Origin of the sequence: Oricola indica (genome assembly GCF_965227485.1) — a bacterium.
GTDB classification, from domain to species: domain Bacteria; phylum Pseudomonadota; class Alphaproteobacteria; order Rhizobiales; family Rhizobiaceae; genus Oricola; species Oricola indica.
In genome coordinates this window covers 2,914,773-2,926,822 of record NZ_OZ245747.1, presented here as the reverse complement: position 1 = coordinate 2,926,822, position 12,050 = coordinate 2,914,773, and the positions used below count along the sequence as shown (strand labels likewise).

17 protein-coding genes are annotated in these 12,050 nt (G+C 69.4%); 4 read left to right on the top strand and 13 right to left on the bottom strand.

The features are described from left to right. Nucleotide 1 precedes the first annotated feature (1 nt). The 9 genes from ACQK2M_RS14705 to ACQK2M_RS14665 form a co-directional block, all read right to left on the bottom strand. The gene (locus ACQK2M_RS14705; protein WP_425420050.1) at nt 2-454 is read right to left on the bottom strand and encodes an NlpC/P60 family protein; all 453 of its coding nucleotides are present in this window, start codon (nt 452-454) and stop codon (nt 2-4) included. A gap of 38 nt (nt 455-492) precedes the next feature. Continuing rightward, nucleotides 493-1,377 (bottom strand): DUF2163 domain-containing protein, encoded by an 885-nt coding sequence (locus tag ACQK2M_RS14700; protein ID WP_425418403.1) that lies wholly within the window; start codon nt 1,375-1,377, stop codon nt 493-495. After that, nucleotides 1,374-2,000 carry a phage distal tail protein, Rcc01695 family gene (locus tag ACQK2M_RS14695; RefSeq protein WP_425418402.1) on the bottom strand — a complete coding sequence of 209 codons (627 nt, stop codon included), beginning with the start codon at nt 1,998-2,000 and terminating at the stop codon, nt 1,374-1,376. Before ACQK2M_RS14695 ends, ACQK2M_RS14700 begins: the two co-directional genes overlap by 4 nt. Then, entirely contained in the window at nt 2,000-4,417 is a 2,418-nt protein-coding gene (locus tag ACQK2M_RS14690) for a phage tail tape measure C-terminal domain-containing protein (protein ID WP_425418401.1), read from the bottom strand. The genes ACQK2M_RS14695 and ACQK2M_RS14690 overlap by 1 nt, the downstream gene beginning before the upstream one ends. Further along, nucleotides 4,410-4,553: a DUF7697 family protein gene (locus tag ACQK2M_RS14685; protein ID WP_425418400.1), complete on the bottom strand. Its 144-nt coding sequence runs from the start codon at nt 4,551-4,553 to the stop codon at nt 4,410-4,412. The genes ACQK2M_RS14690 and ACQK2M_RS14685 overlap by 8 nt, the downstream gene beginning before the upstream one ends. An 83-nt stretch (nt 4,554-4,636) precedes the next feature. After that, nucleotides 4,637-5,092: a hypothetical protein gene (locus tag ACQK2M_RS14680; RefSeq protein WP_425418399.1), complete on the bottom strand. Its 456-nt coding sequence runs from the start codon at nt 5,090-5,092 to the stop codon at nt 4,637-4,639. Beyond that, nucleotides 5,092-6,033 carry a phage tail tube protein gene (locus ACQK2M_RS14675; RefSeq protein WP_425418398.1) on the bottom strand — a complete coding sequence of 314 codons (942 nt, stop codon included), beginning with the start codon at nt 6,031-6,033 and terminating at the stop codon, nt 5,092-5,094. Before ACQK2M_RS14675 ends, ACQK2M_RS14680 begins: the two co-directional genes overlap by 1 nt. Before the next feature lie 24 nt (nt 6,034-6,057). Then, nucleotides 6,058-6,474 (bottom strand): acyl-CoA transferase, encoded by a 417-nt coding sequence (locus ACQK2M_RS14670; protein WP_083548833.1) that lies wholly within the window; start codon nt 6,472-6,474, stop codon nt 6,058-6,060. After that, nucleotides 6,471-6,896 (bottom strand): MerR family transcriptional regulator, encoded by a 426-nt coding sequence (locus tag ACQK2M_RS14665; RefSeq protein ID WP_062563550.1) that lies wholly within the window; start codon nt 6,894-6,896, stop codon nt 6,471-6,473. Before ACQK2M_RS14665 ends, ACQK2M_RS14670 begins: the two co-directional genes overlap by 4 nt. A gap of 76 nt (nt 6,897-6,972) precedes the next feature. Between ACQK2M_RS14665 and ACQK2M_RS14660 the strand changes: the two genes are divergently transcribed. The 4 genes from ACQK2M_RS14660 to merA are packed head-to-tail and all read left to right on the top strand — an operon-like array spanning nt 6,973 to nt 9,353. After that, a complete protein-coding gene (locus tag ACQK2M_RS14660) occupies nt 6,973-7,362 on the top strand; it encodes a mercuric transporter MerT family protein (RefSeq protein WP_062563549.1) in 390 nt (129 codons plus the stop codon). Nucleotides 7,363-7,380: 18 nt separating this feature from the next. Further along, nucleotides 7,381-7,686 (top strand): heavy-metal-associated domain-containing protein, encoded by a 306-nt coding sequence (locus tag ACQK2M_RS14655; protein WP_062563548.1) that lies wholly within the window; start codon nt 7,381-7,383, stop codon nt 7,684-7,686. Nucleotides 7,687-7,690: 4 nt separating this feature from the next. Then, a complete protein-coding gene (gene merF / locus ACQK2M_RS14650; RefSeq protein ID WP_123644184.1) occupies nt 7,691-7,924 on the top strand; it encodes a mercury resistance system transport protein MerF in 234 nt (77 codons plus the stop codon). Nucleotides 7,925-7,928: 4 nt separating this feature from the next. Further along, nucleotides 7,929-9,353, top strand: a complete 1,425-nt coding sequence (merA, locus tag ACQK2M_RS14645) for a mercury(II) reductase (protein WP_228189482.1) — start codon at nt 7,929-7,931, stop codon at nt 9,351-9,353. Between the two features lie 50 nt (nt 9,354-9,403). On the opposite strand, the gene ACQK2M_RS14640 is transcribed toward merA, so the two are convergent. The 4 genes from ACQK2M_RS14640 to ACQK2M_RS14625 all read right to left on the bottom strand — a co-directional run bounded on the left by ACQK2M_RS14640 (nt 9,404) and on the right by ACQK2M_RS14625 (nt 11,812). Then, a complete protein-coding gene (locus tag ACQK2M_RS14640) occupies nt 9,404-10,033 on the bottom strand; it encodes a DUF6441 family protein (RefSeq protein WP_062563545.1) in 630 nt (209 codons plus the stop codon). Further along, entirely contained in the window at nt 10,030-10,341 is a 312-nt protein-coding gene (locus ACQK2M_RS14635; RefSeq protein WP_062563544.1) for a head-tail joining protein, read from the bottom strand. The genes ACQK2M_RS14640 and ACQK2M_RS14635 overlap by 4 nt, the downstream gene beginning before the upstream one ends. Then, the gene (locus tag ACQK2M_RS14630) at nt 10,341-10,676 is read right to left on the bottom strand and encodes a DUF2190 family protein (RefSeq protein WP_062563543.1); all 336 of its coding nucleotides are present in this window, start codon (nt 10,674-10,676) and stop codon (nt 10,341-10,343) included. The genes ACQK2M_RS14635 and ACQK2M_RS14630 overlap by 1 nt, the downstream gene beginning before the upstream one ends. 74 nt (nt 10,677-10,750) lie before the next feature. Beyond that, on the bottom strand, nt 10,751-11,812 hold the full coding sequence (locus ACQK2M_RS14625) for a prohead protease/major capsid protein fusion protein (RefSeq protein ID WP_425420049.1): 1,062 nt from the start codon (nt 11,810-11,812) through the stop codon (nt 10,751-10,753). Nucleotides 11,813-12,050 lie beyond the last annotated feature (238 nt).

Below are 12,050 nucleotides of genomic sequence, written 5' to 3'. Positions count from 1 at the left end.
CTCAGCGTTGCGGGAACTTGAAAGCGAAGGCGATGCGCCGCCGCCAGCTATGGGTGAGCGGCTCCTCGATCACGCCGAGCCGCTCATAGGCGTGGAGGAAGGAGCCGGGAGCGGTCAGGATCCCGACATGCTTGGCAATGGCGCGCGGCTTCATGCGGAAGAGGACCAGCGCGCCGGGACCGGCCTCGGCGATCGGCACCTCGATCATCATGCGCCGCGCGCCCTCGGCCAGAACTTCGCGCGGGCCTGTCTCGCCCCAGTCGCGGCTGTAGGCCGGGATCGGGAAGGGTTCCGGCCCCACCATCTCGCGCCAGATGCCCCGTGCCAACCCGAGGCAGTCGCAGCCGACGCCGCGCAGGCTGGCCTGGTCGTGATACGGCGTGCCGAGCCAGGAGCGTGCAATGGCGATGACGCGGGTTGGATCGGCGGTGGCTCTCGTGCATCGCGATGCGATGCACTGCCGCCCGTCGTTTTCGCTGAAAACGACGTTGGTCACAGCACGGACCCTTCGTGACCACCGTCCTTCGTGGCGTAGCGCAGCACGGCGTCCTGGCCGGGGATATGCGGGAAGCCGCGGAAGTTGGCGGTGTTTGCGAACTTGGCCCCACAGGTCTCCATGCGCTTGTCGCAGCCCGCACGGATGGTGAAGGCGTCGTCCCCGGCGATCGCGCGCACCGGCGCTTCGAGCAGAGTCAGGATCGCCACGCCGTCCGTCACGTCATGGCCCAAAACCTCGGTGCGCCGCCCGGCGTTCGCGCCGCTCGTCCATTCGATGGTGCCGAAGGTGAACCATCCGAAATCGAAGCCGCCGAGCCCCGAAGCGGTGAAGGCCCGGTCGCGCAGCAGATCGATGACTGCGCCGGTTCCTTTGAACGCCGGGTTCTCGAGATCGACGCCGCAGCGCGCATCGCCGAGAGCGGCATCGCAGGTCGCCTGAAAGGTTCGCCCGACCGTCTGGCCCAGCACATGCGCGAGCGAGCGGACCTCGGCGACGAAGGCCAGCCGCCCGCGGCGGATCTGGCCGATGGCGCCGCGGCGCATCAGCATGCGCTGGCCGGTATCGGCCCAGTTCACCCGCCAGACCTCGACCGCCGCGTTGTCCCAGCGGCCGTCCAGGATGTCGGTCTCGGTGATCCGGTCGGAGGTCAGCACGCCCTCGGCATCCTGTGCATCGACCGACAGGTCTGACCCCGAGCGCACCTCGGACGCCGTGAGCCCGCTCTCGGGCTCGAAATCCGTCCCGTCGAAGCCGAGCGTCCGGTCATGGTCGGTGAAGCCGAACGTGACGCCGTCGGCGCGGGCGATCCGCCAGCACCAGGCGAGCGTCGTCGTGCCCTCGTCGAGATGGGTCTGCAGGTCGGGGTCGAGGGTCTTCATCGGCGCAGTTCCAGAAGCGGAATGGAGGTGATCGAGCCGAGCCGCTCGAGGTCGAGCGTCACGTCGAGCGCATCGGTGTCGAAGCGGACCGGCACGTCGAACTCGAAGCCTGCGGTGATCGCGACGCCGGAACCCGGCGCGGTGCTGAAGGTGACGACGCCGATCGTGGTGTCGACCGACCAGCCGGAGAGCTGCTCGACCCCGCCGAGCGCGATGCGCACGGTTCCGGTCACTGGCTTGACGATGGCGCGCGTCCAGGATTGCGCGCCCGAGGCATAGCGCTTCACCAGCTGGAAGGCGGTCGTCGCACCGTCGCCGGTGCCGATCGCCTGGTTGGCCGGCGACGGCGTGCCCGAAGGCAGGCAGGACTTGTGGTCGCCCCAGTCCTTGAAGCGGAAACCGTGCAGCCGCCCGTTCCGTGCCTCGAAGAACGCGACGACCGCCGCCAGATCGTCGGCGCGGCGGATGCCGTAGGCCACATCGTAGCGGCGGCGCGAGTTTGCCCAGCTGGCGTTGCGCTCCTCGTCGCCCGAGGCGAGCTCGACGATCTGGGTGCGCCGCTCCGGCCCGCCCCGCGCGCCGCGGCTGATGTTGTCGGGAAACCGCACCTCGTGAAACGCCATCACATGCCCCTCCGCCCGAGCGAGACAGCGCGGGCGATGTCCGCCGCGACCTGCGTTCGCGATTGCCGGAAGCTTTCGGCGTCGCGGGCCATGATGGTCACGTTGACCCCGCCGCCCGCGCCGTAGCTCTGTGCCTCCCGCCGCGACAGCACGCGTTCCCCGCGCTGCAGGATCGCGGGCACCTCGTCGTGACGAAGCCCGGCCATGCCGCCACCATGCATCCGCGGCGCGGCGGCGAAGGCCATGGCCGGGACCATCCGCGAGGGTCCAGCCGATCCGACCATCCCGCCCGCATGCAGGACGTTGGCGAAGATGCCGCCCGCCCCGGAGAAGACGCCGGAGAGCGCATTGGCGATCGGCCCGAGGATGAACCGCCGCGCCGCCAGTTGGGCGAGATCGGCCAGCAGCGACGTCACCAGATCGCGGAAGTTCAGCTTGCCGGTCTTCACGAACTGGCCGACCGCGCTCTCCGCCGACTGGAAGGCGCCGACGAGGCTCTGGCCGATATCGCCGCCGATGTCGCGCGCCTTGCTGGCGTAGTCGGAGAGCGCGGCCGTAACCGCCTGCCAGCCAGTGACCGCCGTTTCGACGTTGGGTTCGGTCGCAGCCGCCGCAGCACCTGCGGCAGCGCCGGCATCGGTCGCGGCCTGTCCGGCGCCGTCGAGCGCGGTCTCGAAGCGCTCCGCAGCGGCCGTGGCCTCGGCCAGCGCATCGGCGCCATCCTCGTCGGTGCCGCGCACGGCATCCCGCAGCGCCTGCCAGCTTTCGAGTGGCGCGCGGGCCCCTTCGGCCAGATCGCGCGCGGCGCCCCGGTAGACATTCGCGGACTCGAGCGCCCGGTTCGCCGCCTCGGTCAGGCTGAGATCGGGCGCGGTGAGCGGATTGTCCTCGAAGGCCCGGTCAAACGCCGCCTGCGCCGCTGTCGTGGCGGCACTGGCTGCACCCTCGAAACGGTTCTCGATCTCGCCGAGGTCGAGGTCCGGAACCAGCGAGATGCGCCGCTCGGACCCGAGGGCTTCCAGCCCCTGGTTGATCCCCCCGATAAAGCCGTTGATCCGCGAGACCACCCCGTTCAGCATCGCCTCGACGCCATCGACCAGGCTGTTGGCCGCCTGGAACGCGAGATCGCCGATGGCGGCGGGCAGCAGGCCCCAGATCGCCTTGATCGCCTCGTAGGCGCCTTCGAAGGTGTTCGCGGCCGTGTTGCCGAAGCCCACCACGCTCTCGATGGCGCTCTGCATGCCCGATGCGGCATCCGCCTTCAGGTCGAAGAACATCGCCGTGGCGGCCGCGCCCGCCGCCGCCGCGCCCATACTGATGCGTTCCCAGACCTCGACCGCGAGGTCCTTCAGGAGCGACATCGCTTCTCCGAAACCGCCGGCGCCGGAGACGAGCCGGGTGAACTGGTAGACGAGCTCGCCCGCGCCGACGATCAGCGCGCCGATGCCGGTGCGGATCAGCGCCCCGCGCAGGACAACGAGCGCCGTGGCGAGGCCCCGGACCGAGAGCGCCGCAGCCGCCATGCCGGCGACCCAACGTCCCGCGAGGAACGCCGCGAAGGTGGCGGCATAGGTGGTCAGGCGGCCGATGTTGTCCAAGAGACCGCGGATCGCGATGCCGAGCGGCCCGGTGCGGCTGGCCACCGCCGCCATGGCATCGGCGACGGCTTCCAGCGCAGGTGCCGCTGCGACCGCCAACTGGTTCGAGAGCCCGCGCCAGACCAACCCGAGCCGCGAGATGGCGTCGTTCGTCCGCTCGATCTGGTCGGCGTCCTGCTCGGAGACGACAACCCCGAAGGCGAGGACGTCCTCTGTCGCCTGGCGCAGCGTCGCGGTGTCGATCCGGCTCATCGCGATGGAGCCTTCCTCGCCGAAGAGCTGGCCCGCGACCGCCGCGCGCTCGGCGGCAGGCACGAAGCTCTCGATCGCCGCGTTGATCGCGCCCACGCGCTGGTCCAGCGGCAAGGCGATCAGCTCATTTGCTGAAAGCCCCAGCCGGTCGAGCGCGTCGGCAGCAGGGCCGGTCCCGGCGGCCGCCTGACTGAGACGGCGCGTCAGATCCTTGGTGGCCTGCTCGATGCCGGACATGGAGACGCCCGCCAGATCGCCCGCGCGCTCCAGCGTCTGGATCGAGGCGACGGTGGTGCCGAGCGACTGCGCCAGCTTCGCCTGCGCATCGACCGTCTGCAGGCTGGACCGGATCATCGCCACGCCAGCAGCGGCTGCGGCGGCCACGGCAGCGGCAGCCGCGACCCGCACCCGCCGCGAGAAGGCCGCAAGCCGGGCGTTCGCCGCTTCCATTTCGCGGCTCAGCCGTCCGAAGCCGCGCGACCCGGCTTCGCCGACACCTTCCAGCTCGGCGCGCACTTGCCGTCCGCCCACGGCCGCGAGGCGGACGCTGACCCTCTTCTCAGCCATGGGAGTGATCCATCTGTTCGTTGAGTTTGGTGACCATCACCGCTTCGATGACGGGCAGCAGTTCGGCCATGGCGAGCGGCGGCACGCCAAGCGCGTCACCGAGCGCCAGCGCCGCCGACAGGTCCCAGCCAATCACCGCGCCGGGCAGGACACGCAGCTGGCCGCCGAGGCGGCCGACAAGGTCCCAGACCTGCCAACCCTCCGGCGTTTCCGGACGGTTCAGCCGCGCCGGGCAGTCCGGGCAGGCTTGCTCGCGGCCCTCGTAGGGTGCGCAGGCTTGGCAGTATCGCTCGCCCCCGCCGAAGGACCATTCGGCGAGAGCGCGGAGGCGTTTTTTTCCTGTTCCAGCAGCAGACCCTTGGAGACGTAGGTCAGCTGGAACGCCTCGAAGATCGGCCAGACGTCGAGCAGCGCGTCGATGGCCTCCGGGCTGGGGTCGATGCGGTTGCCGTCGGCATCGCCGATGCCCTCCCAGGCGAGCACCGCGCGGCGGGCCAGCGCTTTCGCGAAGGCCACCGCGCGTTCCTCGTCTGACGCCTCCTCGGGCACGCCTTCCACGGCGGGATCGCTGCGCGTGGCTACCATCAGCGCGGTGGTCAGCGGGCGCAGCTGCACCCGCACGCCGGGTGCGAGGTCGTGCCAGCGCGGGGTGCTGGTCAGGTCGAGCATGAGCATCAGTAAGTCTCCACATCGTTCACGAGAGTTGCTGTGCACATCCGGCCGACCACGCTGTCGCGCGCGGCCTGCCAGTCGAAGGTCGCCTGCACGCCCTGCGGTCCGGAGATCTCGATCCGCGGGCGCGGCAGGTAGACGGCGTGCACGGTGAAGGTGAAGCTTTCGCCCGAGGGCAGGACGTAGGCGAATTCTATCTCGCAGGCCTCGCCGTTGATCGCCTGCGTCACCAGCGTCTGGTCGGCGAAGCGCACCTCGATCCGGCCCGTCAGCGCGGCAATGGATGGATCCGCGCCATCGATGCGGCCGTCCGAGCGGATGGTCTCGATCCGGTCGAGGTTGTTGGCGTAGGTGATCTCGGCCGAGACCACATTGCCGAGGGCGGTGCCGTTCCGGGTGATCGCCCCGTTGAAATGGCCGAAGCGCTTCAACTCCAGTGCGGCGGGCGTTCCGGCACTGGTCGTGGTGCCGACCGTCTCGCCCTGCGCCACCAGCCGCGCGGTCGCGGTGAGCAGGCCCGAGCGCTGCATCTGCCAGGTGATCTGGTCGAGCACGCAGCCCGAGTACATCGCATAGCGGGGCACCTCGGGCATGCCGGTCTCGATCGACATCGAGGGCAACGTCCAGGACCCCGACTGAAATTCGTGGCTGTACGGGGCCTCCGCGCCCGTGGTCGTGGGCGCGCCGAAGGCTGCCTTCAGCCAGAAGCCGAACGCCTCGGCGTCCAGCGGCACGACGACGTCGCCGTCGGCCGTCACGGCGTCCTTGATCGGCGCTAGCGGATCGCGGCCGTAGCCGAGAAGCTCCGAATTCAGCAGCGGCTGCTCCGCGCCGAGCGACGTGCTGGCGAAGGGCATGCGGGTGAAGCCGCTGACGGGCGGCGTTCCATAGGTCGTCTCGAACGCAAGCGCCATCAGCGCTCGCGCCCCTTGGGCTCGTGCCATGTTCGTCTCCTGTGGTCGGTTGGGTCAGGCCAGCGGGTCGGCCGTGGAATAGTGCAGCACGACCGGGATAACGGCGGCCTTCAGACTCGCCGCGCCCTCGACCGGCAGATCGACCGGGCGCGGGGCTTCGGCCTCGACCCAGTCGCAGAACCCGCCCAGCGTCCGGTCGGCGGCGAGCGCTGCGCCGATGCTGGCGGTCAGCGTGTCAAAGGCGGCGTCGCGATCGGCACCCTGAACGACCGCCTCGATCTCGGCTCGGTGCTGGTAGTGATAGCGCAGCGGCGACAGCGTGACTTCGGGCGCACCTGGTTCGCCATCGCGCAGGATCATCAGGCCCTCGACCGGCATGCGCTCGGGCAGCACGTCCCCGCGCAGAGCGGTGGCGGGCAGCGCCGAGAGCCGCGCGTGCAGCGCGACGAGGATGGTTTCGCGAGGTGTCATGGGTCGGCCGAGTTGGAAATCGCGTCGAGCACCGGACAATCGGGGACTTCGGCGCCCGAACACCTGGATGCAGTTGTAGCGAGGACGGATTCGATACGCCGAAGATCCGCGATCCTCGCGCGGACATCGGCAAGGTGCCGCTCCGTCCGTTCCTTGACCTCGGCGCAGGTCGGCGCGGCGCCGTCGCCGAGCCCCATCAGCCCGCGGATGTCCTCCATCGAGAACCCGAGTTCGCGGGCGCGCAGGATGAAGCGGAGGCGTGTGGCGTGTGCGGCGGAATAGACCCGGTAGCCGGCGTCCGTGCGGGGCGGGTCGGGCAGCAGGCCGGTCTTCTCGTAATAGCGGATCGTCTCGATGTTGCAGCCGGTCGCCCGGGCCAGGTCGCCGCGTGTGAAGCCGCTCTCGCGCTCGTGATCGGTCATGGGCAAGTTTCCTCTTGAGCCTGTAGTTGCTACAGACCCTACACCCATCGTCAATCACAGACGAGAGGTGCGCGACATGGCGCTGACAGACGACAGAACGGACAGCACGGGCGCGGATCGCCCCGCCCGAAAGGGCTGGCTCGCGGCGGGCGGTGTGGTGGGCGCCTTTCTCGCCTCGGCCTGCTGCATCGGGCCGCTGGTGCTTCTGACTCTCGGCATCTCGGGCGCCTGGATCGGCAACCTGACGGCTCTGGAGCCTTACAAGCCGATCTTCGCCGTGATCGCGCTCGGCTTCATCGCGGCGGGTTTCTGGCAGGTCTATTTCCGCAAGCCAACCGTCTGCGAACCCGGTTCCTACTGCGCAAGGCCAGCATCGGCGCGCATCACCAAGTCGGCTCTCTGGGCCTCCCTGATCCTCGTTCTCGCAGCCCTCACCATCGACTGGTGGGCCCCGCTTCTCTACTGACCCCGAAAGGACATCCACATGAAGAAGATCCTTGCACTCGCCTTGTTCGGCCTGACCGCCGTTGTGCCGATCACCGCCATCCCTGTTGCCGCGCAGACCGTCGCCGCCGAGCAGACCGTCACCTTCGCGGTGGACAACATGACCTGCGCGCTCTGCCCAGTCACCGTGAAGCGTGCGATGGAGGGCGTCGCGGGCGTGCGCGCCGTCGAGATCGACTTCGATGCCCGCACCGCCACGGTGATCTTCGACACCGCCGCGACGAGCGCCGACGCCATCGCGACCGCGTCGGCCAATGCAGGCTACCCGGCGCGTGTCGCGGGCTGACGAGATGACCGAGCAGTCCGACCGCAAGCTGATCGCGACAGGGATCGTCGGCACCGTCATCGCGGCGCTCTGCTGCTTCACTCCGGTGCTGGTGGTGCTTCTGGGTGCCGTGGGCCTGTCGGCCTGGCTGGGTTGGCTCGACTACGTTCTGCTGCCCGCGCTCGCCTTTTTCGTCGCGCTGACCGTGTACGCGGTCTGGAGACGGCAGCGGCGCCAGACCACTCGAACGGATGGATGACTTGATGAAAGACGATTGCTGCGCGCCCAAGGGCGATTTCGACCTTGCCGTGATCGGCGCCGGATCGGCCGGGTTCTCGGCCGCGATCACCGCCGCCGAGGGAGGCAAGCGCGTCGCGCTGATCGGCCATGGCACCATCGGCGGGACCTGCGTGAACGTGGGCTGTGTGCCCTCCAAGACGATGATCCGGGCCGCGGAAGCCCTGCACGGTGCGCAGACAGCACATCGGTTCCCGGGCCTGAACAGCGAGGCGCAGGTCGCCGACTGGTCGGCGCTGATTGCGGCCAAGGACGATCTTGTCGCGACACTGCGCCAGAAGAAGTACGCCGATCTGCTGCCGGGCTACGGCGGTGTGACCTATCTCGACGAGGGTCCGGCGCGTCTCGTCCTCGGCGGGGTCGAGGTCGGCGGGCGCAGGATCACGGCTCCCAAGGTGATCGTCGCGACCGGTGGCCGACCCGCCGTGCCCGACATCCCTGGGATCCAGGACGCACCAACGCTCGACAGCACGTCGCTGCTGGAGCTGGACCGGTTGCCCGAAAGCCTGATCTTCCTCGGCGGCGGCTACATCGGCGTGGAGCTGGCGCAGATGATGGCGCGGATGGGCACCCGCGTCACCATTGTCTGCCGCTCGCGCCTGCTGCCGCGCACAGAGCCGGAGGTGTCCCGGGCGCTGACGGAGACGCTGCGCGCCGAGGGCGTCGCGGTTGTCGATGGCGCGACCTACGACGCCGCACGGCGCGACGGGGCCCGTGCGGTCCTGACGGTGACGGTGGACGGCGCAGACCGCGATCTGACGGCCGACCGCCTCGTCCTGACGACGGGACGCGCAGCCAACACCGAGGGGCTGGGCCTCGCGGAGATGGGCGTCGAGACCGACGCGCGTGGCGCGATCCGGGTGGGCGACGACATGCAGACCACGAAGGCCGGCATCTTCGCGGCGGGCGATGTGACCGACCGCGACCAGTTCGTCTACATGGCCGCCTATGGCGCCAAGCTCGCGTCCCGCAACGCCGTTCTGGGCGGGGCGGAGCGCTACGACAACGCCGCGATGCCGTGGGTGGTGTTCACCGATCCGCAGGTCGCCGGCGTCGGGCTGACCGAGGCGCAGGCGCGCGCCGCGGGTCATGACGTCAAGACCAGTGTGCTGACGCTCGACAACGTGCCCCGCGCGCTCGCCGCCCGCGACACGCGCGGCCTGATCAAGCTCGTCGCGGACCGGGCGACCGACCGCCTCCTGGGCGGCGTGATCATGGCGCCGGAGGGAGCCGACAGTGTCCAGACGCTCGCCATGGCGCTCAAGTTCGGCATGACGACAAAGGCGCTCGGCGAGACGATCTTCCCCTATCTGACCACGGTAGAGGGGCTGAAGCTCGCCGCGCAGACCTTCGACAAGGATGTCGCGAAGCTGTCGTGCTGCGCGGGGTAACCCGAGCCGTCGGTTTCGTGGCTGCCGAGCAAGATTGCGCATCGATGCGATCACAACCTACCCCCCACCCAGTTCGCCACGATCAGCCCCGGCACGCTGTCCAACGCCCGGTCTGCATCCCGCGCCAGATCCAGCCGCTTCGGCAGCTTGACCTGCGGCACCAGCAGGAAGATCGGCGCAGTGACCTTTCCGCGCCCGGTCTTCGACCGCGACACCACCGCCTGGCCTTTCGTGTTCAGCCGCCCCTCGGCGACCAGCAGGCTGGGGCCCGTCCGGCGATAGACGAAACGCAGGCGGAGGCCGCGTCGCCGCTCCCATTCACCGGGGGTGATCCGGCCGCCGCGCAGGGATTTGCCCGCCGCGGGCAGCGGGATCGCCAGCCAGAACCCGTTCTTCGATCGGATCAGCGGCCCGGTGTCATGCGCACCGACGATTACCGGCGCCTTCGACCAGACCAGCGCCGCAGCCTCAAGGCTCTCGCCCGACCTCGGGAAGTTCTGGCTCCGGATCGAGTTGGCGAGCCGTGTACCAAGCCCCGCGCCGGTGATCTGCAACCGCCACGCCGTCTTCAGCCCAGTCCCGGCCTCGCGAATGGCGGCGGTGACGGCCCGTTCACCCGCCGCGACCTCGGCCGCCATCATCGCGACGATGTCGGGATCGATGTCGAGCTTCAGTTTCACGCGGGCCTCAGGTCGACGGTCCAGACCAGCCGCTCGCGGTCGCGGACCGGCTCGCCCTGTATGAGGAAGGCGTCGCCGTCGATCTCGATGCGGTCGCCGGGACGCGGGTTCGCCACCTCGGCCACGCGCAGGTCGATCCGGGTGGTTTCGGACCAGAGCCGCGCGTCGCCGAAGTCGGTGACCGCGTCGGCGCGACGGGCGACGGCACGCACCAGCACGGGTGTACCGCCGTCGGCGATGTAGACCGCGTCCCGGCCGATGTTCGGATCGGCGAAGAGCGCGCCGATGGCGGCGGCGAAGGCCGACATCAGAACGTCGCGTTCAGGCGCACCCGGCCGATGGTGTCGCCGGCGCCGCTCGCCACCGCCTCGACGGCCGCGCCGATGAGGGTGTTGTCGGTCGCGACGGTCGTGGTGCGCTTGTTGGTGTCGTCCCAATAGACCTTGGCGCCAACCGTCCACGCCTGGGAGCCGACCTTGGTGATGTCGAACACGCCGACGAGCGCGGTCTCGACGGGCTCGCCAATGGCGGCGGCACCCGCGGCGATGCCGAAGATGGAGCCGACGAGCAGGCCATCGCCGGAGGCGACGGCATAGGGCGCGGTCAGGGTGATGGTGTTGCCGGGCTGGACGTAGGTTTTCATGATGGGGATCCTCGTGGAAAGACGAAGGGCGGCCCGTCAGGACCGCCCGTGTGTCAGGGTTCAGGAAGCGCGCCTTACGCGCCCGGGTTCTTGTAGAGGCCGCGCCAGTCGATGGCCTTGGCTCCGAAGTCGAGGCGGCACTTGATCTCGACCCCGTCGACGTCGAAGCCGTTGCGCGTCTCGATATAGGCGCCCTGCTGGCCCTCGAGATAGGCGTACTCGATGGTGTCGATCTGGTTCGGGCTGGCCGCCAGATACCAGGCGGTCTCGCTGGCGGCGTCGAGCCGGGGCTCGCTGATCGGCGCCAGCGTCCTGATCGACTGCGGCACCACGCTGGACGTCGCGGCGGGCACGAGGTTCTGGGCCACCAGCTGTTCGGCTTTCAGTTCCAGTGAGGCCGGCACGATCAGGAAGGCAGGCCGGACGTTCAGCACCGTCTTCTTGTCGAGGCCGGTCTGCTTGGCCATCGCCGCGCGCGCCGCTCCGACGCTGCTGACATCGAGCGCCGCGCCGGTGCCTGCCAGGTTCTTGTGGGTGGTGTGGAAGAGCGCATTGCCGTCGGCCATCGCCGGGTTGGCGGTGATGATGCCCCAGACCACGTCCGACTCCAGCTGGGCGATGGAGTTGCCGTACATCGCCGGGATGCGGGTGAAGGCGTCGAGATCGTCGTTGATCAGCGTCTGACGGGTGATGGCGACCACCCGGTCATAGGTCTTGACCTTGTAGCTCTCCTTGCTCTCGCCCAGCGTGCCGCGCTTGAACTCGCCGCTTTCGCCGACCTCGAGCAGCTGCGGGGCTTCGCCGAGCTGGACGCGATGCATCGCCTTGAAGTCGGTCGCCAGCACCTGGCGACAGAACAGCATGAAGGTGCGGGGATAGGCCTCGTAGGCCTGCCGCAGCGTCTTGTTGGTGACGGCCGACAGGATCTCGGGGAAGTCCGAGGTCGAGTGCAGCGCGCGCGTCGCCACCTCGTCACGCGACAGGCCGCGCGTGTTGACCCCGGCATTGCCGAGGCTTTCGCGGGCGAGCTCCAGCAGCGTCATGCCGCGATACTGGCGCGCGGCGTCCTCGAGCTGGAACAGCGTTGGGCTGTAGCGGTGCAGCAGTGCGTTCGCCACCGCGTCACGGCGGGTGATGCACTCGTCTCAGCCCGGGCGGGTCCTGACTGTCGAGTGGCTTTTGATCGGTAAGTACCACCGAACATGGCCACCGAGACATGAAACGCCCGAATCCGCTACCGCCCGACCAGATGACGCCCGCAGAGCGCCGCGCCGAGCTGTGCGGTCTGCTGGCGCTCGGGCTGGTTCGGTTGCGGATGCGGGATGGGGGCGAAGTATCTGACGCGACCGGAGAACGTTGCCTACACTATCCGCC